16 protein-coding genes and 1 pseudogene are annotated in these 23,271 nt (G+C 70.3%); 10 read left to right on the top strand and 7 right to left on the bottom strand.

Going from position 1 to position 23,271, the window contains the following annotated elements; all coding sequences use genetic code 11:
• Positions 1 to 140: 140 nt before the first annotated feature.
• Positions 141 to 1,877, bottom strand: coding sequence for a heparinase II/III family protein (locus tag MFF40_RS26895; RefSeq protein ID WP_147898490.1), 1,737 nt, complete (start codon positions 1,875 to 1,877; stop codon positions 141 to 143).
• Positions 1,878 to 2,108: 231 nt separating this feature from the next.
• On the bottom strand, positions 2,109 to 3,047 hold the full coding sequence (locus tag MFF40_RS26890) for a metal ABC transporter solute-binding protein, Zn/Mn family (protein ID WP_147856372.1): 939 nt from the start codon (positions 3,045 to 3,047) through the stop codon (positions 2,109 to 2,111).
• A 165-nt stretch (positions 3,048 to 3,212) separates the two neighbouring features.
• On the opposite strand from MFF40_RS26890, the gene MFF40_RS26885 reads away from it, so the two are divergent.
• Complete coding sequence (locus tag MFF40_RS26885) at positions 3,213 to 3,734, top strand: Spy/CpxP family protein refolding chaperone (protein WP_147856374.1); 522 nt, start codon at positions 3,213 to 3,215, stop codon at positions 3,732 to 3,734.
• A 23-nt stretch (positions 3,735 to 3,757) separates the two neighbouring features.
• Here MFF40_RS26885 and MFF40_RS28895 read toward each other — a convergent pair whose 3' ends face one another.
• Positions 3,758 to 3,880: a hypothetical protein gene (locus MFF40_RS28895; protein WP_283206122.1), complete on the bottom strand. Its 123-nt coding sequence runs from the start codon at positions 3,878 to 3,880 to the stop codon at positions 3,758 to 3,760.
• On the opposite strand from MFF40_RS28895, the pseudogene MFF40_RS26880 reads away from it, so the two are divergent.
• From MFF40_RS26880 to MFF40_RS26855, 6 genes and pseudogenes are all read left to right on the top strand, one after another.
• Positions 3,879 to 5,729 (top strand): annotated as a pseudogene (locus MFF40_RS26880) (ABC transporter ATP-binding protein); the annotation flags it as partial. The gene MFF40_RS28895 and the pseudogene MFF40_RS26880 sit on opposite strands and share 2 nt — an antisense overlap.
• Positions 5,730 to 5,938: 209 nt before the next feature.
• A complete protein-coding gene (locus MFF40_RS26875; RefSeq protein ID WP_147857272.1) occupies positions 5,939 to 7,027 on the top strand; it encodes a branched-chain amino acid aminotransferase in 1,089 nt (362 codons plus the stop codon).
• A 289-nt stretch (positions 7,028 to 7,316) separates the two neighbouring features.
• Entirely contained in the window at positions 7,317 to 9,110 is a 1,794-nt protein-coding gene (locus MFF40_RS26870) for a DEAD/DEAH box helicase family protein (protein ID WP_238262927.1), read from the top strand.
• A gap of 152 nt (positions 9,111 to 9,262) precedes the next feature.
• Positions 9,263 to 10,549, top strand: a complete 1,287-nt coding sequence (oxlT, locus tag MFF40_RS26865; RefSeq protein WP_147898494.1) for an oxalate/formate MFS antiporter — start codon at positions 9,263 to 9,265, stop codon at positions 10,547 to 10,549.
• 250 nt (positions 10,550 to 10,799) lie between these two features.
• Positions 10,800 to 12,545: an oxalyl-CoA decarboxylase gene (gene oxc / locus MFF40_RS26860; RefSeq protein ID WP_147857059.1), complete on the top strand. Its 1,746-nt coding sequence runs from the start codon at positions 10,800 to 10,802 to the stop codon at positions 12,543 to 12,545.
• A gap of 354 nt (positions 12,546 to 12,899) precedes the next feature.
• Positions 12,900 to 14,471, top strand: coding sequence for an ABC transporter substrate-binding protein (locus tag MFF40_RS26855; protein WP_147857424.1), 1,572 nt, complete (start codon positions 12,900 to 12,902; stop codon positions 14,469 to 14,471).
• Between the two features lie 9 nt (positions 14,472 to 14,480).
• Here the strand turns inward: MFF40_RS26855 and MFF40_RS26850 are convergent, their stop codons facing one another.
• The 3 genes from MFF40_RS26850 to MFF40_RS26840 all read right to left on the bottom strand — a co-directional run bounded on the left by MFF40_RS26850 (position 14,481) and on the right by MFF40_RS26840 (position 17,488).
• Positions 14,481 to 15,656, bottom strand: a complete 1,176-nt coding sequence (locus MFF40_RS26850; RefSeq protein ID WP_238262925.1) for an HPP family protein — start codon at positions 15,654 to 15,656, stop codon at positions 14,481 to 14,483.
• An 80-nt stretch (positions 15,657 to 15,736) separates the two neighbouring features.
• Positions 15,737 to 16,987, bottom strand: coding sequence for a formyl-CoA transferase (gene frc, locus MFF40_RS26845; RefSeq protein WP_147898700.1), 1,251 nt, complete (start codon positions 16,985 to 16,987; stop codon positions 15,737 to 15,739).
• 57 nt (positions 16,988 to 17,044) lie between these two features.
• The gene (locus tag MFF40_RS26840; RefSeq protein WP_238262923.1) at positions 17,045 to 17,488 is read right to left on the bottom strand and encodes a PAS domain-containing protein; all 444 of its coding nucleotides are present in this window, start codon (positions 17,486 to 17,488) and stop codon (positions 17,045 to 17,047) included.
• A gap of 549 nt (positions 17,489 to 18,037) precedes the next feature.
• On the opposite strand from MFF40_RS26840, the gene MFF40_RS26835 reads away from it, so the two are divergent.
• Entirely contained in the window at positions 18,038 to 18,691 is a 654-nt protein-coding gene (locus tag MFF40_RS26835) for an ABC transporter ATP-binding protein (RefSeq protein WP_058193434.1), read from the top strand.
• A gap of 130 nt (positions 18,692 to 18,821) precedes the next feature.
• On the top strand, positions 18,822 to 20,063 hold the full coding sequence (locus tag MFF40_RS26830; RefSeq protein ID WP_147898702.1) for a KpsE/RkpR family capsule polysaccharide export protein: 1,242 nt from the start codon (positions 18,822 to 18,824) through the stop codon (positions 20,061 to 20,063).
• Between the two features lie 41 nt (positions 20,064 to 20,104).
• On the opposite strand, the gene MFF40_RS26825 is transcribed toward MFF40_RS26830, so the two are convergent.
• The gene (locus MFF40_RS26825) at positions 20,105 to 20,686 is read right to left on the bottom strand and encodes a hypothetical protein (RefSeq protein WP_238262921.1); all 582 of its coding nucleotides are present in this window, start codon (positions 20,684 to 20,686) and stop codon (positions 20,105 to 20,107) included.
• Positions 20,687 to 20,913: 227 nt separating this feature from the next.
• On the opposite strand from MFF40_RS26825, the gene flhA reads away from it, so the two are divergent.
• Positions 20,914 to 23,073, top strand: coding sequence for a flagellar biosynthesis protein FlhA (flhA, locus tag MFF40_RS26820; RefSeq protein ID WP_147898704.1), 2,160 nt, complete (start codon positions 20,914 to 20,916; stop codon positions 23,071 to 23,073).
• Positions 23,074 to 23,271 lie beyond the last annotated feature (198 nt).

Here is a 23,271-nt window from a genome sequence, read left to right as displayed (position 1 = left end):
GAGGGGACCCGCGCCTTCTGCGCCCACGGCATGATCACGGCTACGGTCGAAACCTGCGTAGCCCGTAGCCCTTGCAGGGTGAGGAAAAGCGTAGGGCCTCAATCTCTTATTTTAGAACGCGATGCCCGTATCTGCCGCGCTCACGGGGCGGTCGCCCCCCGCATCGGCGCCGAGGCCAGGCGCTCGAAGCTCCAGCGCACCTCGACGTCGTCGGAGACGCGCAGGTACAGCACGATCTGGTCGGTGCGGCGCGGCCCGGTGAGGCCGGAGAAATACACGCTCTCCTCGATGGCGATCTCCGCCCCCGACGCCCGGAACACCCAGACCTCGCCCAGCGCGGAGGCCAGTTCGAGCCCGTCCGGCACCCCGCGCACGGCGATGCCGGGATGCAGGTGGAAGCGGATCGCCACGTCGTGGCCGCGCACCCGGGCCTTGCCCTGGCGCAGGAACGCGTCCCGGCCTTCGAGCCGGGTATTCGTGGGGAACAGCTGCCAGCGCCGCTCGTGCACGATGCCGAAATCCGGGGCGTAGCCGTCGTGCCGGGCGGCGAGCATCACGCTGTCGGGCTCCTCGACCCGTTCGGACGCGACGGCGGCGGGGCCGCGCAGGACCACGGCGCCGCGCCGGCGGATCAGCCACGCGGCCGCCAGGCGCTCGCCCCACCACCCGGTGGTGGTGAGGAACCGGCACGAGGACGCGTCGGCGACGCTGGCGGTGGAATGGGCCGGCGTGGAGCGGGCCAGCAGGCGCAGGTCCGGCCCGCTGGCCGGCAGGCCGCAATTGACCACGATGCGCTGCGGCCCGCTCGACATCTCGAAGGCGAGGCAGCCCGCCCCGGCATTGAGCGAGTAGGGCAGCGGCGGGCTCTTGCCGACATCGGCGACCACGATGACCCGGCCGCCCTCCAGGCGCTCGTAGCCGGAATTCGGCGCGTGCATCATCGGCCGGGCGAGCGCGCCGTCGTAGACCAAGAGCGTGGCGAGATGGTCGGCGTCGGTGGCGCCCATGCCGTTGAAGTGGCTGAGCGAGGCGTCCGGGTGGCGCAGGAGCCGCAGCAGCGGCAGCATCCGGTCCACCGCCCGCAGCAGCGCGGCCGGCGGCTCGACGCTGCGGCTGAGATAGCTCTGGCGCAGGGGCAGGAGATCGAGGAGCAGCTCCATGGCGAAGCGCGGGTCGCGGGAGCGATGGCCGCCGTCGGTCAGGATCTGCCGGTCGAGTTCCCGCGACAGGATGCGGGTCGCCCGCCGCAGGATCGGCTGGATGCCGTCGCAGCACAGGCCGGCGTAGCAGAGCGCCACGGCGGCGCTCAGGCGCCATTGCGGCGGCACGCCCCGCCGCAGGTCGCGCTCGAGCTGCTGGGCGTTGCGGGCGATGGCCTTGAGGAAGTTCTGGTAGAACGTGTGGTCGGCGCCCTCGAGCACGAGGGGCGACTGGCACAGGAACGAGATCAGCCGCCGCGCCGCCACCGGGGTGTGGCGGGCCAAAGCCGCATCGCCCCGGCCGGCGATGAAATCGGCCACGAAGGCGCGGGCATTGGCCCGGGCGAGCGCGGTGTCGGCCGCCCGGAGGTGGCGCAGCCAGCCGAAGCCGTAGAGCTCATCGGCCCATTCCGGCGAGGGCGCCGCGTAGTCGAACGGCGATCCGCCGCTCGCCGCCAGCGAGCGGCCGGCGAAGACGAACAGGCCGGAATAGATGTCGTCCGCGAAGGTCGCGTCGGAGGTGCGCAGGTCCTGCGGGGCGATCACCAGCCCGGTCACGCGCATCCGCGTCAGGATGTCGGGCGAAGCGGTGAGGCTGGCGCCGACGGCACGGAGGGTCCGCGCGGCTTCGCGCCCCACGAGCCGATAAAAGCGCCAGCGGTCAGGCCCCCAAGCCACGCAATATCCCAGCCACGCGATCTCCGAGCCACGCGATCTCGCCAGGCCCCAAGGGCCCGAGCCCCCGGGTACGAGGATCGGCTGGCACCCGTTTCGTTTCAGGGTAGAGGCGGCCTCTTAACCGGCGGTTTACGCTATGTCATTCCCGGAGCGGGAAAGAATGCGGGTTGGCGCACGCCCCGGTTGAAGCACCGGGGCGGATCGGGGTGCGCCAGCCACGGCTCGGGCGGCTCAGCCCGGGGCCAGAGCCGCGTCGAACGCCCGCAGGTTCGAGCGCATCATGTCCAGGTAGGTCGCCGCCGGCCCGTCCGAGCCCGACAGGGCGTCCGAATAGACCTTGCCGCCGATCCGGGCGCCGCCCTCCCGCGCGATCAGCTCCATCTGGCGCGGATCGCTGATGTTCTCGAGGAACACCGCCGGCACCTTCTCCTGGCGGATCTGCCGGATGATCGCCGCGACGTCCCGGGGGCTCGCCTCGCTGTCGGTGGACACGCCCTGGGGCGCGATGAAGCGCAGCCCGTAGGCGTCGGCGAAGTAGCCGAACGCGTCGTGGGTGGTGATGATCCGGCGGTTCGCCGGGGGGATCTTCTCGACCGCCGCGCGCACCGCCGTGTCGAGACGATCGAGCTGCGCCGTGTAGGCCTCGGCGGCCGCCCGGTAGGCGTCGGCATGGGCCGGATCGACCTTCGCCAGGCCGTCGCGGATGTTGGCGACGTAGATCCGCACGTTGGCGACGCTCTGCCAGGCATGCGGATCGACCGCGTGGGCGCCGTGGTCGTGCCCGTCCTCCGCATGCGCGTGATCGTTGACGGCCGCGATGGTCTTCACCCCCGCGGAGACGACGACGACCGGGGCGCGGGTGCCCGAGGCCCGGATCAGCCGATCGAGCCAGCCCTCCAGCCCGAGGCCGTTGACGAACACGATGTCGGCGCCGGCGAGCTTCTTGGCGTCGGCCGGGGACGGGCTGAAGCCGTGCGCGTCGGAATCCGGGCCGACCAGGGTGGTCACCGCCACGTAGGGTCCGCCGACCGCGCGCACGAGGTCGCCCAGGATCGAGAAGCTCGCCACCGCGCGGACCTTCTCGCCGTCCGGGGCCGCCCGGGCCGGGAGAGAGATGCCGAGCCACAGGGCGAGGCCCGCGAGCCACGCCAACCGAACCGTCCCGCGCACCTGTCGTCCTCCCGATCCACCGGGGCCAGAGACCAACCGGAGCCAGGCAGCCTGTAGTGTAACAATGTTACATACACAAGCGGGATACACGAAGGTCGCCTGATGCGGGTCGTGGGCCGCCGCCGGGTCATCGCCGCGGCAGCCGAGCGTAAGATGGAGCATGCCATGACTGGACGTTTGAGTGCCGCCCTCCTCGTCACCGGTGTTCTCGGCCTGGGCCTCGTCGGCGCCGCCGCAGCGCATGACCGCAGTGCCGACGGCGCGCGGGGCCACGGGCGTTGGAGCGCCCTGACCCCGGAGGATCGGGCCGCCTTCGCGGATGCCCGGATCGCCGGCCTGCATGCCGGGCTGAAGCTCAATGCCGACCAGGAGAAGCTGTGGCCGCCGGTGGAGGCCGCCCTGCGCGACATGGTCAAGCTGCGCCAGCAGCGGCGCGCGGCGATGCGCGATCGTCCGAAGATCGCCGACGACGCGCCGGCCGCCCTGCGGGCGATGGCAGATGCCACGACCGCCCGGGGCGAGGCCCTGCGCAAGCTCGCCGACGCCTCGCAGCCGCTCTACGCGAGCCTCGACGAGGGCCAGAAGCGGCGCGCGATGATCCTCGCCCGCCCGATGGGCGGCCATCGCCACGGCGGCTGGCATCACCACCGCGACGGCGAGCGCGGCCCTGGCGGCGACGACCGCTGACGGCACGGCGCCCGATCAAAAACCTAAAAATCTAAAAATCCAGAAGAACCAAAAAACTTGATCCGCGGCGGCAGCGGCTGCAAACCGCTGCCGCCGCGGGTCTTGCCAAAGGAGCCCGGTGAAAGGCCCGAACCGGTAAGCTCCATGGCGCGCCTGCCCGGCGACACCGTCCCCCTCCTCGCCCGGCTGTGGCGCACGTGGCTCTATCCCCACCGCGGGACGCTGGCCGTCGTGCTGGTGCTGATCGCGCTGGTGGGCGGCTCGACCGGGCTGTACCCGGCGCTGATCAAGGCCGCCTTCGACGCCTTCGACCGCAAGGACGCGGCCGCGATCGCCTACGGGCCGCTCGTCGTGATCGTGGTCACGGCCCTGCGCGGCTTCTCGCTGTTCGGCCAGACGGTGCTGACCAACCGGGTCGTCACCCGGGTCGAGGCCGACATGCAGGCGGCGCTCTACGGCCACCTGATCGAATCCGACCTGGCCCAGCTCGGCCGCGAGAGCCCGGCGGCGCTGACCCAGCGCTTCACCACAGATTTCGCCTTCATCAAGGAGGCGCTGACCCGCATCTCCACGGTGCTGCTGCGCGACATCGCGATGCTGATCGGCCTCGTGGCGGCTTTGGTCTGGATGGACCCGGTGCTGACGCTCGTCGCCGGCCTCACGGTGCCGTTCGTGGCGGGCCCGATCGGGCGGATCGGCAAGAAGCTGCGCCGGGTCTCGACCACCACCCAGGAGCAGATGGGCGCCACCGCCAGCCTGATCTCCGAGAGCCTGCAGGGCGCCCGGGTCGCCAAGACCTACGCCATGGAGGGCTACCTCAAGGGCCGGGCCGCGCAGGCGCTGGACGAGGTGCGCCGGCTCAAGATGAAGGCCGCCAACGCCCGCGGGCGCCTCGACCCGCTGCTGGAGGTGGGCGGCGGCATCGCGGTGGCCGGCGTGCTGGTGCTGGTCGGGCAGCGGGTGCTGGCCGGCGAGCGGACGGTCGGCGATTTCACCGGCTACGTGGCCGCGCTGCTGCTCGCCGCGCAGCCGGCCCGGGCTTTGGGCAACCTCAACGCCATCCTGCAGGAGGCGGCGGCGGCTCTGCGCCGCTACTTCGACGTGATGGACGAGGCGCCCCAGATCCGCGAGGCGCCGGATGCGGCGCCGCTCGTCGTCACCGCAGGGGAGATCCGGTTCGAGGGCGTGCAGTTCCGCTACCGCCCGGACGCCCCGGCCCTGGAGGGGATCGACCTCACGGTCCCGGCCGGCGCCGCCACCGCGCTGGTCGGGCGCTCGGGATCGGGCAAGTCCTCGCTGCTCAACCTCGTGCCGCGGCTCTACGACGTCACCGCCGGCCGGGTGACCATCGACGGGCAGGACGTGCGCGCCGTGACGCTCGCCTCCCTGCGCTCCGCCGTGGCGGTGGTCTCGCAGGAGGTGGTGCTGTTCGACGACACGATCGCGGCCAACATCGGCTTCGGCCGCCCCGGGGCGAACCGGGCCGAGATCGAGGCGGCCGCCCGCGCCGCGGCCGCCCACGACTTCGTGACCGCCCTGCCGGAGGGCTACGATTTCCGGGTCGGCCCGGCCGGCAACCGCCTCTCCGGCGGCGAGCGGCAGCGAATCGCCCTGGCCCGGGCCTTCCTGAAGGACGCGCCGATCCTGCTCCTCGACGAGGCGACCTCGGCGCTCGATTCGGAGTCGGAGCGCCTGGTCCAGGCGGCGCTGACCCGCCTGATGGACGGCCGCACCACGCTGGTCATCGCCCACCGCCTCTCGACGGTGCGGGAGGCCGACCGGATCGCCGTGATGGAGGCCGGCCGGGTGATCGAGACCGGGCGGCACGACGATCTGATCGCGTCGGGCGGCGCCTACGCCCGCCTGCACCGGATGCAGCTGTCGGATCCGACGCCGACCATGCAACCGGACTCTTTCAGTGCCGGACGCGGCACGGGTCCCCTCTCCCGGGCGGGAGAGGGACAGGGTGAGGGGTGCGACCTCTCCGGACAGACCTGATCCCTCACCCCAACCCTCTCCCGCACGGGAGAGGGGGCGCGTCGCGGACGTCACAGGTCGACGCGTGCACCCCGTTGCCGGTCAGCGTCGGGCGACCGCCACGCAAGCCGCCGGCAAGGCATGAGCGACACCATAGGCATGCACGCGCTCCGTAGATTCGTCCGCGGGAGCGCGGCATAAGGGCGTGTACCTTTGAGGACCCTACCGTGAGCGACCTGACGTTCGAGACCCAAGCCCATCCCGCCCGCCGGACCGACGCCGAGCGGGCCGCGCTGATGACGAATCCGGGCTTCGGCAAGGTGTTCACCGACCACATGGTGGTGGCCCGGTACGCGGCCGGCCGCGGCTGGTACGACGCGCGGATCCAGGCGCGCGAGGCGATCCCGCTCGATCCCGCCGCCGCGGTGCTGCACTACGCGCAGGAGATCTTCGAGGGGCTCAAGGCCTACCGCACCGCCGACGGCGGCGCCGCCCTGTTCCGCCCCGACGCCAACGCCCGCCGCTTCCGGCTCTCGGCCGAGCGCATGGCCATGGCCCCCTTCCCCGAGGACGCGTTCGTCGACGCCATGCGCAAGCTGGTCGAGATCGACCGGAGCTGGATCCCCGACACGCCCGACGGCAGCCTCTATCTGCGGCCGTTCATGATCGCCAGCGAGGCGTTCCTGGGGGTCAAGCCGGCCTCGGAATACCTGTTCGTCACCATCGCCTCGGCGGTGGGCTCGTACTTCAAGGATCCGAACGGCACGGTCACGGTGTGGGTCTCCGAGCACTTCACCCGCGCTGCGCCGGGCGGCACCGGCGCGGCCAAGTGCGGGGGCAACTACGCCGCCAGCCTCGCCGCGCAGGCGGAGGCCACGAGCCAGGGCTGCGAGCAGGTGGTGTTCCTCGACGCGGCCGAGCGCCGCTACATCGAGGAGCTCGGCGGCATGAACGTGTTCTTCGTGTTCGCGGACGGCACGCTACAGACCCCTCCGCTCTCCGACAGCATCCTGCCCGGCATCACCCGCGATTCGGTGATCACCCTGGCCCGGGAAGCCGGCCTCACCGTGAAGGAGGAGCCCTACACGATCGACGCCTGGCGCGCCGACGTCCGCGCCGGCCGGCTGACCGAGGCCTTCGCCTGCGGCACCGCCGCGGTGATCACCCCGATCGGCACCGTGAAGGGCCGCGAGGACAACTTCACCATCGGCGACGCCGTGGCGGGCCCGGTGGCGCGCCGGCTGCGCGGCATGCTGGTGGATATCCAGCGGGGCACGACCCAGGACTCGCACGGCTGGTTCCAGAAGGTCTTTTAGGGTTTTTCCCGCCGCGGGAGCGGGGTCGGTTTGCCTGGTTCGCATTCAGGACTTGCGGCGCGTCCTCCCTCCCCGCTCTGTGGGCTTCGAGCGACATAGATTTGGGGCGCGATCGTCCTTGCAGGCCGCGACGCGCCCCCCTCTCCCGTGCGGGAGAGGGCTGGGGTGAGGGACCCGGTCTGTCCGGAGAGGTCGCATCCCTCACCCTGTCCCTCTCCCGCACGGGAGAGGGAACCCGCGCCTCCCACGGGCAAGGTGGTGGCCCACGGAGGCGAAGGGCTACGCGCGGATGACGGAAGTGGCAGCCAGCACCCCGGAAACAGCCGCCGGCCCGTGGAATCCCGGCGTCCAGTCCGACTTGCCGGCCGCCTTCACGCCGCTGATCACCGTCTACCGCCCCGAGCACGTCGAGACGCCCCTGCGCGACGCGCTGGGGATGAGTGACCTGTGCGGGCTGCCGGCCCGCCAGCTCACCCGGATCAGGCCGTGGCGCCTGGTCGTCCACGAGGTGCTGATCCGGGTCATGTCCGACCTCTCGGTGCCGGTGGGCGAGGTCTACGCCGATCTGGGCGTCAATTTCCGCTCGATCGTGTCGGCCATCCTGCGCGAAGGCGTCGAGCCCCGGCTCGGCGAGGTCGAGGCGGCCCTGGCGGCGCTCCGTGCCGAGGCCGACGCGGTGCTCCGGCGCGAGATCGCCGCGATCCTCGACGACCCGCCCTCCCCGGCCGCGCCGGAGCCCGGCTGGCTCGACCGGCTGCTCGGGCGCCGCCCGCCAGCGCCGAGCCCGCCACCCCGGCAGGATCCGGCCACCCGGGCGCTCGACCATCTCGAGGCCTGGCACAGCCGGGCGCTGCTGGCCGGGGACGGCCTGGAGATCGCCGCCTGCGAGGCCCTGCGCAGCGTCGTCTCCGGCATCCTGGCCCGGCAGAACACGCTGATCCGCGATGCCGCCCTGCTGCGCGGCATCGCCGGGACCCTGGTCTCGAACGGCTACGGCAGCCGCCGCATCGGCGAGCTGATCGAGCCTTGGATCGCCGCCGTCGTCGAGGCCCGCGGCTACCGGCGGCTCGCCCCGCAGGCCCATCCGGTGGTGATGAACGTCAAGGGCGCCTCGGCTTCGGGCAAGAGCACGATCCGGCCCTACCAGCTCGGGCTGGCGCGCCGCCTCGGGATGGCGTGGTCCGACTTCGCGGTGATCACGCCGGACGTCTGGCGCAAGTTCCTGCTCGACTACGACAGCCTGGGCCCGGCGACCCGGTATGCCGGCACGCTCACCGGCTACGAGGTCGAGATGATCGATATGAAGCTCGACCGCTACGTCACCCGCAAGGCGGCCGAGCGGCGGATCTCGAACCTGCTGATCGACCGCTTCCGGTTCGACAGCTTCCAGGCCGAGGCCGGCTCGGATGGCGGCGGCCAGCTGCTCACCCGGTTCGGCGAGCGGGTCTACATGCAGTTCATGGTGACGCCGCCGGCCGACACGGTGGAGCGCGCCTACAAGCGCGGCGAGCAGTTCGGCCGGTTCAAGGCGGTCGAGGACCTGCTGGCCCACAACGTCGAGGCCTATACCGGCATGCCGCGCCTGTTCTTCAACTGGGCGCTCGCCCGGGACAAGCAGGTCGTCTGCGAGTTCTTGGACAACAGCGTGCCGCAGGGCGAGCGCCCCCGCACCATCGCGTTCGGGGCCGGCGGCGTCCTGAACATCCTCGACGTGAAGGGGCTGATCGACATCGAGCGCTTCCGCAAGGTCGACATCTTCGCGCGCGCCCCGGACGCGGTGTTTCGCGGGGTGGATCTGGCGGCCGGCGCCAACATGCGCTTCCTGCACGACTGCCTGCGCAGGATGGACGCGGTCCGGTTCGCCCGCGCCGAGACCGGGCGCGTGTTCCTGCGCCTCGACCGCGGGCGGCTCACCGGCCTGGACCGCCGGGCCCTTCCGGACGCCGACGGCGATCCCGATTGGGCTGCGGCCCGGGCGGTGATCGGCATCCCCGAGGATGCCGCCGGGATCCCGGAACTGGACGAGACGCTGGTCCCGGCCGACGAGCCGACGCTCGGCACCTGGGGACCCACGCGAGCCTGATCACCCGATGGAACAATATTTCCGAGACTGACAGCGAGGCGCCGCCTTCACGGTCTGGTATATTGCATGCCTGAGCCGAATATGCATGATTGAGCCGGCACGAGACAGACGCGCCGGCTCAAGGACGCGCCGCCCACCAGAGAGGCTCAGGGATGGAACGCCAGGATTCGCCGTCGGCGAAATGGTGGCAGCTCGCCTTCGGCGTGATCTGCATGGCCATGATCGCCAACCTCCAATACGGCTGGACGCTGTTCGTCGATCCCATCGACCAACGCTACCACTGGGGGCGGGCCGCGATCCAGCTCGCCTTCACGTTGTTCGTCGCCACCGAGACCTGGCTGGTGCCCGTGGAGGCCTGGTTCGTGGACCGCTACGGTCCGAGCCTCGTGGTCGCCTTCGGGGGCGTCATGATCGCCCTGGCCTGGACCATCGACGCCTACGCCGACAGCCTCGCGCTGCTCTATCTCGGCGCGGTGGTCGGCGGCATCGGCGCCGGCTCGGTCTACGGCACCTGTGTGGGCAACGCGCTGAAGTGGTTCCCGCATCGCCGCGGCCTGGCCGCCGGCGCCACCGCCGCCGGGTTCGGCGCGGGCGCGGCGATCACGGTCGTGCCGATCGCCCGGATGATCGCCACGAGCGGATACCAGGACGCGTTCCTGTATTTCGGGATCGGCCAGGGCGCGATCGTCCTCGCTCTCGCCTTCCTGCTGCGCAAGCCCGTTTCCGCCGCGCCGATCCAGCGCAAGAGCCTGCGCCTGCCCCAGACGAAGGTCGACCGCAGCCCCCGCGAGGCGATTCGCACGCCGGTCTTCTGGGTGATGTACGCGATGTTCGTCATGGTCGCCTCGGGCGGCCTGATGGCGGCGGCGCAGATCGCCCCGATCGCCCAGGACTTCCACGTGGCCGGCGTCCCGGTCAGCCTGTTCGGCCTGCAGATGGCGGCGCTGACCCTGGCGATCTCCCTCGACCGGATCTTCGACGGCTTCGGCCGGCCGTTCTTCGGCTACGTCTCCGACCATATCGGCCGCGAGAACACGATGTTCATCGCCTTCTCGACGGCGGCGCTCGCGGTGATCGTGCTGCTCACCTACGGCCATCACCCGATGGTGTTCGTGTTCGCCACCGCGGTCTATTTCGGGGTGTTCGGCGAGATCTACTCGCTGTTCCCGGCCACCTGCGGGGACACGTTCGGATCGAAGTATGCCGCCAGCAACGCCGGCCTGCTCTACACCGCCAAGGGCACCGCGGCGTTCCTGGTGCCGTTCGCCAGCCTGCTGTCGGCGGCCTATGGCTGGTCGGCGGTGTTCTCGCTGATCATCGGTCTCAACGTCGCCGCCGCCGCGCTCGCGATCTTCCTGCTGCGGCCGCTGCGCGCCCGCTACCTCGCCGAGGGCGAGCGTCCCGCGGCGCTCGCCGCCCAGCCGATCCGGGTGGTCTGAATGCGCCCGATGTCACGACAAGCATCGAACGCGGCTTGAAATCCACGGATCTCCTATCCTCCTCCTCATGAGGTGACGAAGCGATGCGGGGGCCTCGAAGGAGGGCTCCAGGGATCGCAGAGACTTCTGGAGGGCTCCTTCGAGGCCCGCTGGCGCGGGCACCTCAGGTGAGGGAAGCGGATAGGAGATCCCACGAACACAGCCCCTGAGAGCCGCCCCTACCGACACTGAATTTCCGGGAGAGACAGCGATGACCGCACTGGCAAAGATCGTCCACACCGCCCCCGAGATCGACGCCGAGCCGGATCTCACCGACGGCTTCCACCTCGTCATCGACGCGCTCAAGCTCAACGGCATCGAGACGATCTACGGCGTCCCGGGCATCCCGATCACCGATCTCGGCCGCATGGCCCAGGCCGCGGGGATGCGGGTCGTGTCGTTCCGGCACGAGCAGCACGCGGGCAACGCCGCCGCGATCGCCGGCTTCCTTACGCAGAAGCCCGGCATCTGCCTCACGGTCTCGGCGCCGGGCTTCCTGAACGGCCTCACGGCGCTGGCCAACGCCACGACCAACTGCTTCCCGATGATCCTGATCTCGGGCTCCTCCGAGCGCGAGATCGTCGATCTCCAGCAGGGCGACTACGAGGAGATGGACCAGCTCGCCATCGCCAAGCCCCTGTGCAAGGCGGCCTTCCGGGTGCTGCACGCCGCCGATATCGGCATCGGCGTCGCCCGGGCGATCCGCGCGGCCTGCTCGGGGAGGCCCGGCGGCGTCTATCTCGACCTGCCGGCCAAGCTGTTCTCGCAGGTGATGGAGGCCGAGGCCGGCCAGAAGTCGCTGGTGAAGGTGATCGATCCGGCTCCGGCCCAGCGCCCCGCCCCCGACGCCATCGCCCGGGCGCTCGACGTGCTGAAATCCGCCCGCCGCCCGCTGATCGTGCTCGGCAAGGGCGCGGCCTACGCCCAGGCCGACGACGCGATCCGTGCCCTCGTGGAGACCAGCGGCATCCCGTACGTGCCGATGAGCATGGCCAAGGGCCTGCTGCCCGACACGCACCCGCTCTCGGCTGGGGCCGCGCGCTCGACGGCGCTCAAGGATTCCGACGTGGTGCTGCTGGTCGGCGCCCGGCTGAACTGGCTGCTGTCGCACGGCAAGGGCAAGAGCTGGGGCGAGCCGGGCTCGACCAAGTTCATCCAGATCGACATCGAGCCCCGCGAGATGGATTCGAACGTCGAGATCGTCGCCCCGGTGGTCGGCGACATCGCGTCCTGCGTGCAGGCGCTGCTCGACGGCATGGGCCAGGGCTGGCAGCAGCCCCCCGCCGACTGGATCGACACGCTGAAGACGAAGCGCGAGGCGAACTTCGCCAAGATGGCGCCCAAGCTCATGAGCAACGCCTCGCCCATGACCTTCCACGCCGCGCTCGGCGCCCTGCGGACGATCGTGAAGGAGCGGCCCGACGCGATCCTGGTCAACGAGGGCGCCAACACCCTCGACCTCGCCCGGGGCATCATCGACATGTACCAGCCGCGCAAGCGCCTGGATGTCGGCACCTGGGGCATCATGGGCATCGGCATGGGCTTCGCCGTCGCCGCCGCGATCGAGACCGGCAAGCCGGTCCTGTGCGTGGAGGGCGACAGCGCCTTCGGCTTCTCCGGCATGGAGGTCGAGACGATCTGCCGGTACGGGCTGCCGGTCTGCATCGTCGTGTTCAACAACAACGGCATCTACCGCGGCACCGATTCCGACCCGACCGGGCGCGACCCGGGCACCACGGTGTTCGTGAAGGATTCCCGCTACGACAAGATGATGGAGGCGTTCGGCGGCGACGGCTACCACGTCACCTCGCCGGACGAGCTGACCCGGGCGGTCAACGCCGCCATGGATTCCGGCCGGCCGTCTCTGGTCAACGCCGTGATCGACCCGGCCGCCGGCAGCGAGAGCGGCAACATCGGCAGCCTCAACCCGCAGAGCGGGATCAAGAAGAAAGTTTGAGGTGGGCGGGACACGGCCCCTCTCAAGGACACGGGCGTCTCCCTCCCCCCTCTGCGGGGGAGGGTGGGCCGGCCGTCAGGCCGGGTCGGGAGAGGGGAACCCGGGTTCAGGAAGGGGCGCGACCGGCCTGACGGGCGACGCCCTGTCCTACATCGTCGCTCCCCTCTCCCGACCCGCTTCGCGGGCCACCCTCCCCCGCAGAGGGGGGAGGGGTATGCGCGTGGGCCGGGCCATAGCGCTCATCTGTCGGCAAAGTAATGTTTTTAGCCTGCATATGAGAAACGACCGCCCGCCCCTCCCCATGGCCCGCCTCGTGCTAAGCTTCGGCGATATTCACCTCAAAGGTGCGCCGAGATGCTGACCAGACGATCCTTCGTGGCCCTGTCGGGCGCGGCGCTCGCCGCCCCTGCGCTGGCGCAGGGCACGGCCTCCCGGGTGCTCAAGTTCATCCCGCAGGCCGACCTGACGGTGCTCGATCCGATCTGGACGACCGCCTACGTGACCCGCAACCACGGGCTCGCGGTGTTCGACACCCTGTACGGGACCGATGCCAGCTACGCCGCGCAGCCGCAGATGGTGGAGGGCCACGTCGTCGAGGACGACGGCAAGCTGTGGCGCATGACGCTGCGGCCCGGGCTGGTCTTCCACGACGGCACGCCGGTGCTCGCCCGCGACTGCGTCGCCAGCATCGGCCGCTGGGCCAAGCGCGACCCGATGGGCCAGACGCTCATGGCCTACACGGACGAGCTCTCGGCCCCCGACGACCGCACCATCCAGTTCCGGCTGAAGAAGCCCTTTCCGCTCCTGCCGGATGCGCTCGGCAAGGTCGGCTCGCCGATCTGCGCGATCATGCCCGAGCGCCTCGCCAAGACCGATGCGTTCACGCAGGTGACCGAGATGGTCGGCAGCGGCCCGTTCCGGTTCAAGGCGGACGAGCGGATGGTCGGCGCCCGGGTCGTCTACGAGCGCTTCGACAAGTACGTCCCGCGCGAGGGCGGCGAGCCGCAATGGACCTCGGGCCCGAAGCGCGCCTTCCTCGACCGGGTCGAGTGGCACGTCATCCCCGACCAGGCCACCGCCGCCTCGGCGATGCAGACCGGCGAGATGGATTGGTGGGAGCAGCCGCCCGCCGACCTCGTGCCGACGCTGGGCAGCCTGAAGACCTCGATCAAGGACCCGACCGGCCTGATCGGCTGCCTGCGGATGAACCAGCTGCTGCCGCCCTTCGACAACCCGGCGATCCGGCAGGTGCTGCTCAAGGTGGTCGACCAGACCGACTTCATGCAGGCGGTGACCGGCGACGACCCCAAGCTGAGGCATGTCCCGACCGGCTTCTTCTGTCCCGGCCTGCCGATGGCGAGCGAGGCCGGCCTCGACGTGCTGACCGGCAAGCGCGACTTCGAGGCCGCCAAGAAGGCGCTCGCGGCGGCCGGCTACAAAGGCGAGAAGGTGGTGCTGATGGGCGCCTCCGACTTTCCGAGCCTGAAGGCGCTGGCCGACGTGGCGGCCGACATGCTGACCCGCGCCGGCTTCAACGTCGATTATCAGGTCATGGATTGGGGCTCGGTGGTCCAGCGGCGGGCCAAGCGCGACCCGATCGCCCAGGGCGGCTGGAGCATCTTCTGCACCTTCTGGGCCGGGCTCGACCAGGCCAACCCGGCCGTCAGCGCCTTCCTGCGCGGGACCGGGGCCGATGCGCCGGTGGGCTGGCCGACCAGCGCGAAGCTCGAGACGCTCCGCCAGGACTGGCTCGACGCCCCCGATACCGCCGCGCGCAAGACGCTGGCGGACGCCCTGCAGAAGCAGGCCTTCGCGGACGTGCCCTACCTGCCGCTCGGGCAGTACTTCAACCAGACCTCGTACAAGCCTTCGGTGACCGGGGTGCTCGACGGCGTGCCGGTGTTCTGGAACGTCAAGAAGGGCTGAGCGGGCGGGTCAGGCCGGGACGGCGTCCACGGGCCTGCGGGCCCGGGCCGGATCGCCGGCCCCGGCATCGGCCATGAGCGCCGGGATCAGGTCCGTCTGCGACACGATCCCGACGAGCCGGCCATCCGGATCGACCACCGGCAGATGGTGCAGGGCCGCCTCGGCCATCTTGAGCACCAGCTCGGCGAGCGGCGTGTCCGGCGTGACGGGCTCGACCGCGGTCATGATGTCGGCGGCACAGCCGTGGGGCGCGCGCCCACGCTCTACGGTCAGCCGAAGGCGGCGGCCGAGGCCGAGCCGCGGGCCGCTCCGGTCCCAGGCGGCCTTGTCGAGCAGATCGGTCTGCGTGACGATCCCGAGCACCCGGGCGCGCTCGTCCGTGACCGGCAGGGCCTTGATCCGGTGGCGGCGCAGCAGCCGGAGAGCCTCCGCCAGGGAATCGTCGGGCGCGAGCCCGATCACGTCCCGGGACATGATCGCCGCGCAGGTGGTCTGCCCCGGGCGGCGCCCGTAGACGCGCATCTGCACCCGCCGCAGGATCTGCTCCAGGTCGCTGCGGTCGACGTCGAGCAGCTGGTCGAAATCCTCCAGCGCGGCGTCGAGGTCCGAGGCCAGGAAGCCGAGGCGGGAGGATGGGGCCGGGTCGTCGGTGCGCGGGCCGGCCGGGCGCAGGTGGGGATAGGCGCGGCCGGTGAGATTGTTGAACAGCAGGGCCGTGGCCAGCAGGAGCAGCGAGTTGGCCGCCACCGGCCAGAGCACGAAGCCGAAGCCGAGCTCCCGGATCGCCGGGCCGCCCAGCACCGCCGTGAGGGCGACGGCCCCGCTCGGCGGGTGGAGGCAGCGCAGGGCCATCATCAGGGCGATCGCCAGGCCGATGGCGACGGACGCCGCGACGAACGGGTCCGGCACCCACATCGTCGCCGTCACCCCGACCAGGGCGGCCACGAGGTTGCCGCCGAGGATCGACCAGGGCTGCGCGAGCGGGCTCGCCGGCACCGCGAAGAGCAGGACCGCCGAGGCGCCCATGGGGGCGATCAGCACGGGGGCGGCCTCAGGGCCGATCGCGGCGCGGCAGACCAGGCCGGTGGCCAGGATCCCCAGCAGGGCGCCGGCGGCCGAGCGCAGCCGCTCGCGCTGGCTGACCGGCGTCAGCTCCGGAAGGAGACGGCTGAGCAAGGATCGCATCGGGTCCGGATCTCGCACACGAGACGGGACGGCGCAGGGCGCGCCGTCCCGCTTCAGGATAAGAGGTCGGGAGCCGCTTGTCAGACCGCGCGGGCCTCGTGCATCGCCTGGATCTGCGTGGCGCTGTAGCCCAGGCCCGTGAGCACCTCGTCGGTGTGCTCGCCGAGCAGCGGCGAGGCCTTCACCTCGACGGTCATGTCGGAGAACTTGATCGGGCTTCCCACGGTCAGGTACGAGCCGAGCTTGGGATGCGGCACCTCGACCACGGTGCCGCTCGCGCGCAGCGACTTGTCCTCGGCGATCTCCTTCATCGACAGCACCGGCGCGCAGGGGATGTCGTAGGTGCGCAGGATGTCCACCGCCTCGAACTTGGTCTTGTCGGCGAGCCACTCTTCGATGGTCTTGAAGATGTCGAAGATCTTGTCCTGCCGGGCCCGCGCGGTGTTGTAGGCGGGATCGGTGATCCACTCCTCGCGGCCGAGCACCTTGCAGATCGGCGCCCAGGCATGGCCCTGGATCGTGAAGTAGATGTAGGCGTTCGGGTCGGTCTCCCAGCCCTTGCACTTCAGCACCCAGCCGGGCTGGCCGCCGCCGCCGGCATTGCCGCCGCGCGGGACCACGTCCGAGAATTCCCCGTGGGGGTATTGCGGGTATTCCTCGAGGTAGCCCAGCGCGTCGAGGCGCTGCTGGTCGCGCAGCTTCACCCGGCAGAGGTTGATCACCGAATCCTGCATCGAGACGGCGACCTTCTGGCCGGTGCCGGTCTTGTTCTTTTGGTGGAGCGCCGTGAGGATGCCGATGGCGAGGTGCATGCCGGTGTTGGAATCACCGAGCGCGGCGGCGCTGACGGTGGGCGGCCCGTCCCAGAAGCCGGTGGTCGAGGCGGCGCCGCCGGCGCATTGGGCGACGTTCTCGTAGACCTTCAGGTCCTCGTAATGGTGGCCGTCGGAAAAACCCTTCACGGAGGCCAGGATCATCCCGGGATTGAGTTCCTGGATGCGCGCCCACGAGAAGCCCATCCGGTCGAGCGCTCCGGGGCCGAAATTCTCGACCATCACGTCGGAATCCTGGATCAGCTTCTCCAGGACCTCCTTGCCGGCCTGGGTCTTGGTGTCCAGCGTCAGCGAGCGCTTGTTGGAGTTCAGCATCGTGAAGTAGAGCGCGTCGGCATCCTCGACGTGGCGTAGCTGCGTGCGGGTCACGTCGCCGGAGCCCGGCCGCTCGACCTTGATCACGTCCGCGCCGAACCACGCCAGCAGCTGCGTGCAGGCGGGACCGGCCTGGACGTGGGTGAAGTCGATGATCTTGATCCCATCCAACGGCTTGCTCATCTGGCGTTCTCCCTTGCACGGTGAGGTTTGCGGTCTTCGGACGGTCCCGTCTGGAAGTCAGGATCCGTTCGGAAGCGCTTCGAGTTCGGCCACCCGCTGGTGCAGGCGCTTCTCCTCGGCCCAGCGCTCGGTCTCGTCGCGGATCACCGCGACGATCCCGGTCACCTGGTCCGTCGCGTCCCGGATCATCCCGACCGTGAAGGCGATGGAGAGCTGATGGCCGTCCTTGTGGATTGCCGGCACCCGCAGGGTCTCCGCCCCGTAGCGGGTGATCCCGGTCCGCATCGTCTTGGCGTAGCCGTCCCAGTGACGGCGCCGGTGGCGCTCGGGCGTGATCAGGTCGAGGCTCTGCCCGAGGGCGTCCGCGGCGGTGAAGCCGAAGATCCGCTCGGCCGCGGGGTTCCAGACCGTGATCGCGCCGTCCGGATCCGCAACAACCACGGCATCGCCGACGGCCGCGACGAAGCCCGCAAGGTCGTCCGCGGGCGGACGGTCCAGCATGGTCTCAGCGCCCGGCACGGACGGCCCGACCCCTGCGCTCCCGCTGTATGACGGTCGAGATGCCGTGTCTGTCGGAACGAACGAAGCTCGGGTCCGTCATCGCGGTCTCCCTGAGGATGCGGCGCTAAAGTTCCGGATGGCCCGGAACCCGTCGCCACGTCTCGCTGTGCGCCTTGGCATCTGGTATGCCAGATACCGAGGCGCGTCAACCACGGGGCCTCGAAATGGCATTTTGTTGCAGATTACTTGTAGCGCCGGACGGGAGCACGGCGGCGTGCGCGGGCCGGCCGATCGACCCACATCGTCATCGCGCGGGCAGCCGAATGTCCTGTCGATCCGCCACGGCTCGAAACCGTAGGCTCCGCCAACTCGCCATCGCGCACCCGCGATGACGGTGGGACCCGGGGCGTTCGGGGGACCCTACGGCGACCGTTGGACCGGCTCGGCTCGGCGATCCGTATTCTCAGATTCGCCGCTTTCCGGGGGCAGGAGCCGGTCAGCCAGACAGCACGGGCCGGCGTTTCGGCAACCCGCCCTGGAGACCACCCGGTGATCCGTTTCGAGAAAGTCAGCAAGGTCTACCGCACCGACGGCCACAAGCGGACGATCCTGGAGCAGGTGTCGTTCACCCTGAAGCCCGGCGTTTCCTACGGGATCCTCGGCATCAACGGCGCCGGCAAGTCGACCACGATGCGGCTCATCGCCGGGACCGAGGATCCGACCCGCGGCAAGATCCACCGCGGCCTGCGGATCTCGTGGCCGCTGGGCTTCGCCGGCGGCTTCCACCCCAAGATGACCGGCCGCGACAACGTCATGTTCGTCGCCCGGATCTACGGCGAGGACCCCCGCCGGGTGCTCGACTTCGTCGAGGATTTCTCGGAACTCGGCAGCTACCTCGACGTGCCGATCTACACCTACTCGTCCGGCATGGGCGCCCGGCTCGCCTTCGGCATGAGCATGGCGATCCCGTTCGACTGCTACCTGATCGACGAGATCACCTCGGTCGGCGACGCGCGCTTCTCCAAGCGCTGCGACGAGGTGTTCTCGCAGCGGCGCAAGAACGCTGACATCATCATGGTCTCGCACTCGATGGAGACGATCCGCCAATGGTGCACGCAGGGCCTCGTCCTGCTCAACGGGCGGGCGATCATCTACGAGGACGTCAACGACGCGATCGAGGTCTATCGGCGTCTCAACGCCTGATCGACCCGACCGGGGAAGACATGCTTTTGCCGCCTCTTCGTGAGAGACGCGTTCGACGCGAGCGTTTCGGCGCGGTCGAGGGCCCGGCAGCGGGCGGACCGCCGGGGCCGTGGGTGCCGGGGATCAAGTCATGAACATGGAGATCCGGAAAGCCGAGGGGCAGCCGGTCACGACCGCGGACCGGCAGCAGGCGATCACCGAATCGTTGCGGCAGATCGCTCGCATGTCGCGGTTCGTGGACCGCAAGAAGGGCATCCGGTCCTACCAGAGCCACGTCAAGAACGACCCCTGGATCCCGATCCTGTTCGTGCTGTGCTTCGTGCTGCCGACCCTGGCCGGTGCGCTGTATTTCGGCCTGATCGCCTCGGACCGCTACGTGAGCGAGGCGCGGTTCGCGATCCGCCCGGCCCTCGGCACGGCCGACAAGGCGGCGCCGGATTCGGTGGGCACCTCGTCGGGCGTCCCGAGTCAGATGGTCGCCCAGGACACGCTCATCACCTACGAGTACATCCTCAGCCGCCCGATGCTGGAGATCATCGAGTCGAAGCTGCCGATCCGCGAGTGGTTCAGCCGCGACAGCATCGACTACTTCTCCCGCTTCGATCCCGAGAAGCCGGTCGAGAAGTTCCTCCGCTACTGGAAGCGCCGGGTCGGCATCGAGGTCGAGTCCGGCTCCGGCATCATGTCCCTCACCGTCGAGGCCTTCGACCCGAGCGAGTCCCTCGCCATCACCCAGGCGGTGATGAAGGAGGCCGAGCGGATGGTGAACGACCTCAGCGTCAAGTCCCGCGAGGACGCCGTCGCGGAGAGCACGCGCGAGTTGAAGCTCGCCGAAGAGCGCATGACCAAGATTCGCCTGGCGATGCGCGACCTGCGCAATCGCGAAGGCGTGCTGGACGCGCAGAAGTCGAACGAGGCCAACCTCAAGGTCGTGTCCGAGCTGCGGGCGGCCCGCATCAACCTGGCGGTGCAGCTCGCCATCGGCCAGCGCGACCTCGGCCCGGAATCGCGCCGGATCATCGACATCAAGCAGCAGATCAAGGATCTCGACGAGAACATCGCGCGGATCGAGCGGCAATCGGCCAGCCAGGACCCGGAGCAGAAGCGCCTTCTGTCGGATGCGCTGACCCGGTTCGAGGCCCTGGAGAACGACCGCAAGAACGCCGAGAAGTACTACCAGCAGGTGCTGACCGCCCACGAGCGGGCCCGGATCGTCGCGGCACGGCAGATCGAGTTCTTCAGCCCGATCGTCGAGCCGGTGAAGGCGGAATCCTCGGTCGAGCCGCGGCGGATGCTGATGATCAGCCTCGTGACCGCGGGCGCCGCCGTGCTGTTCGCGGCCTCGATGTTCGCCCGCAAGATGATGGCCTGAGGACGGGCTCCCGATCCCCCGGGGTCGGGAGCGTCGCGCGCTCAGGCGCCCGAGGCGGCCTTGGCCGAGGCGTCGCCGGTCCAGCCCTGGGCGCGCCAGCCTTCCGCGCGCTCGTCGAGGTCGATCGAACCGCCGCGGTCGAGGATCGCCATCACGCGTTCGGCCTGGTGATCCTCCGCCCGCACCGTCACGAGGGTTCCGCCCCGGCGCACGCCTTCGGCATAGGTCTGGGCTTCGTCCTCGCTGAGGCCGGCGCCGGTGAGCCCGCCGATCAGCCCGCCCGCCGCGGCGCCGACACCGGCCCCCGCGGCGGCCGCCACAAGCCAGCCCGCCGCGACCACCGGCCCGAGGCCGGGGATCGCCAGCAGCCCGAGCCCCGCCAGCAACCCGGCGCCCCCGCCCAGGACCGTCCCGACGGTGGCCCCGGTCCCGGCCGCGTCCACCGGGTCGACCACGTCGAGTTGAGGTTCGCCGAAGGGCTCGTCCCGGCGCACGGTCGGCTCGGCGCGGTTCGCCAGGATGCTGATAGCGCCGTGCGGGATCCCCGCAGCCTCGAGCTGTTCGACCACGGTGGTGGCGGTGTCGTACTCGTCGAACAGGGCGGTGAGGACGCGGGCGGCCATGGACGTTCTCTCGATCGACGGGCTGCGGCCCGGTTTCGTGACGCGGCAGCGGGCCTCCGGCCCGGCCGCCGGGACGACCGGATCGCCCCCCGATCAAGTGGCGAACGGATCGTGGGTTCCCGCGCGCGCCCGGCGGTTTCTTAACGGCGCGCTAACCATCCGCTCGGCAGATCTTGCCGGGTGCGCTCCCGGGATTCCCCGCGGGCACGCGGGATGGATCGAGCGCGATGGCGGAGACGGCGAGTGCGCCGGTCAAGGGCGGGTCTTTCGGCGGGGCCGCATCGGTCCTGAGTCAGCTCGCGCTCCCCACCCGCGGCGACCTCCACGCGCTGTCCAAGCGCTCGGACCTCATGTTCGCCACCGGCGTCATGGGCATCCTGGCGGTGCTGATCTTCCCGCTGCCGGCGGTGCTGCTCGACCTGCTGCTGGCGGTCTCGATCATCACCTCCGTGCTGATCATGATGACCGGCCTGTCGATCGACAACCCGCTGGAATTTACCGTCTTCCCGACGCTGCTGCTCATCGCCACGATGCTGCGGCTGGCGCTGAACCTCGCCTCGACCCGCCTGATCCTGGGCCACGGCCACGAGGGGACGGCGGCGGCCGGCCACGTCATCGAGGCGTTCGGCAACTTCGTGATGGGCGGCAACTTCGTCATCGGGATCATCGTGTTCGCGATCCTGATCATCGTGAACTTCGTGGTCATCACCAAGGGCTCGGGCCGCATCGCCGAGGTGGCGGCGCGCTTCACCCTCGACGCGATGCCCGGCAAGCAGATGGCGATCGACGCCGACCTCTCGGCCGGACTGATCGACGAGAAGGTCGCCAAGGCCCGCCGCTCCGCCCTCGAAGAGGAATCGTCGTTCTTCGGCGCCATGGACGGCGCCTCGAAATTCGTCCGCGGCGACGCGGTGGCGGCCCTGCTGATCACGTTCATCAACGTGGTCGGCGGCATCGTCATCGGCGTGGCCCAGCAGGGCATGAGCTTCGGCGACGCCGCCAAGAGCTACACCCTGCTCACCATCGGCGACGGGCTGGCGAGCCAGGTCCCGGCCCTGATCGTCTCGACCGCGGCCGGCATCCTGGTCTCGAAGGCGGGCGTGAAAGGCTCGGCCGACAAGGCGCTGGGCAAGCAGCTGGCGCATTATCCCAAGGCGCTCGGCATGTCGGCCGCCGTCATGTTCCTGATCGCACTCCTGCCCGGCATGCCGATGCTGCCGTTCCTGCTGCTCGGCGGCGGGGCGGGCTACGCCGCGTGGCGCACCAACAAGACGGCCAACGAGGCCCCCCCGCTGGACGCGGAGGGCGTCCCGATGGACGCCAAGGCCGTCGCGGCCGCGGCCACGGCGAAGGAAGAAACGGTCACCGACCTGCTCAAGCTCGACGACCTGAAGCTCGAGATGGGCTACGCGCTGCTCGCCCTGGTCAACGGCGAGGGCCAGGACCGGCTCACCGACCAGATCAAGGCCCTGCGCCGCCAGCTCGCGGCCGAACTCGGCTTCGTGATGCCGTCGGTGCGCATCCTCGACAACGTCCAGCTCGATGCCAACTCCTACGTGGTGCGGGTCAAGGAGATCGAGGCCGGCACCGGCCGGATCTTCCCGGGGCAGTTCATGGCCATGGACCCGATGGGCGGCCAGGTGCAGCTGCCCGGCCAGCACATGCTGGAGCCCACCTTCGGCCTGCCGGCGACCTGGATCGACGCGTCCCTGCGCGATCAGGCGCAGCTCAAGGGCTACACGGTGGTGGACGCCGCCACCGTGGTCTCGACCCACCTCACCGAATTGATCAAGGCGCACGTCTCCGAGTTGCTCAACCACGTCGAGGTGTCGAAGCTGCTGCGCGAGCTGCCGAAGGAGCATGCCGAGCTGCTCAAGGAGATCATGCCCTCGCAGATCTCGACCACCGGCGTGCAGCGGGTGCTGCAGTTCCTGCTGTCCGAGCGGGTCTCGATCCGCGACCTCGGGGCGATCGTGGAGGGCATCGCGGAGGTGGCCGGCGCGGTGAAGAACCCGCGCGACGTGGTCGAGCACGTCCGCGCCCGGCTCGGCCGGCAGATCTGCGCCCAGTACCAGGACCAGAACGGCACCCTGCCGATCATCACCCTGTCGCCGGCCTGGGAGCAGGCCTTCATGGAATCGATCGTCGGCGAGCGCGAGGAGCGCTACCTGGCGATGCAGCCCTCGAAGCTCAGCGAGTTCGTCACCGCGGTCCGCGACCGCTTCGAGGCCGCGGCCCGCCAGGGCGAGATGCCGGTGCTGGTGACCTCGGCGCAATCCCGGCCGTTCGTGCGCTCGATCATCGAACGCTTCCGCCGGGAGACCCCGGTGATGAGCCAGGCCGAGATCCACCCGCGGGCGCGGCTGCGCACCGTGGGGTCGATCTGAGCGGGTCGGCGGACGCGTGAGGGTTCATACGTCGCAGCTGAAGGACGATGAGCGGCCCGATCCGCGGCTCTCCCTCCGCCCCTCTGCGGCTACGGGCCATACAGGTGTCAGTCAGAGCCGTGGTCCTGCCCCTAGTGGAGGAGGCGCGGGTCCCCTCTCCCGTGCGGGAGAGGGACAGGGTGAGGGGACAGGTTTGTC

The organism is Methylobacterium mesophilicum, assembly GCF_022179445.1.
In the GTDB taxonomy this organism is placed as follows: domain Bacteria; phylum Pseudomonadota; class Alphaproteobacteria; order Rhizobiales; family Beijerinckiaceae; genus Methylobacterium; species Methylobacterium mesophilicum.
Note: the sequence above shows the minus strand (reverse complement) of the source record. Positions and strands in the feature narration are given on the sequence as shown.

Bases quoted from the DNA above. Each gene is read 5' to 3' on its own strand.
- MFF40_RS26840 (WP_238262923.1), bottom strand. From the start codon at position 17,488: ATGCTGGACCGTCCGCCCGCGGACGACCTTGCGGGCTTCGTCGCGGCC.
- MFF40_RS26830 (WP_147898702.1), top strand. From the start codon at position 18,822: ATGAACATGGAGATCCGGAAAGCCGAGGGGCAGCCGGTCACGACCGCG.
- oxc (WP_147857059.1), top strand. From the start codon at position 10,800: ATGACCGCACTGGCAAAGATCGTCCACACCGCCCCCGAGATCGACGCC.
- MFF40_RS26855 (WP_147857424.1), top strand. From the start codon at position 12,900: ATGCTGACCAGACGATCCTTCGTGGCCCTGTCGGGCGCGGCGCTCGCC.
- MFF40_RS26885 (WP_147856374.1), top strand. From the start codon at position 3,213: ATGACTGGACGTTTGAGTGCCGCCCTCCTCGTCACCGGTGTTCTCGGC.
- MFF40_RS26850 (WP_238262925.1), bottom strand. From the start codon at position 15,656: ATGCGATCCTTGCTCAGCCGTCTCCTTCCGGAGCTGACGCCGGTCAGC.
- MFF40_RS26825 (WP_238262921.1), bottom strand. From the start codon at position 20,686: ATGGCCGCCCGCGTCCTCACCGCCCTGTTCGACGAGTACGACACCGCC.
- MFF40_RS28895 (WP_283206122.1), bottom strand. From the start codon at position 3,880: ATGGAGCTTACCGGTTCGGGCCTTTCACCGGGCTCCTTTGGCAAGACC.
- MFF40_RS26870 (WP_238262927.1), top strand. From the start codon at position 7,317: ATGACGGAAGTGGCAGCCAGCACCCCGGAAACAGCCGCCGGCCCGTGG.
- frc (WP_147898700.1), bottom strand. From the start codon at position 16,987: ATGAGCAAGCCGTTGGATGGGATCAAGATCATCGACTTCACCCACGTC.
- flhA (WP_147898704.1), top strand. From the start codon at position 20,914: ATGGCGGAGACGGCGAGTGCGCCGGTCAAGGGCGGGTCTTTCGGCGGG.
- oxlT (WP_147898494.1), top strand. From the start codon at position 9,263: ATGGAACGCCAGGATTCGCCGTCGGCGAAATGGTGGCAGCTCGCCTTC.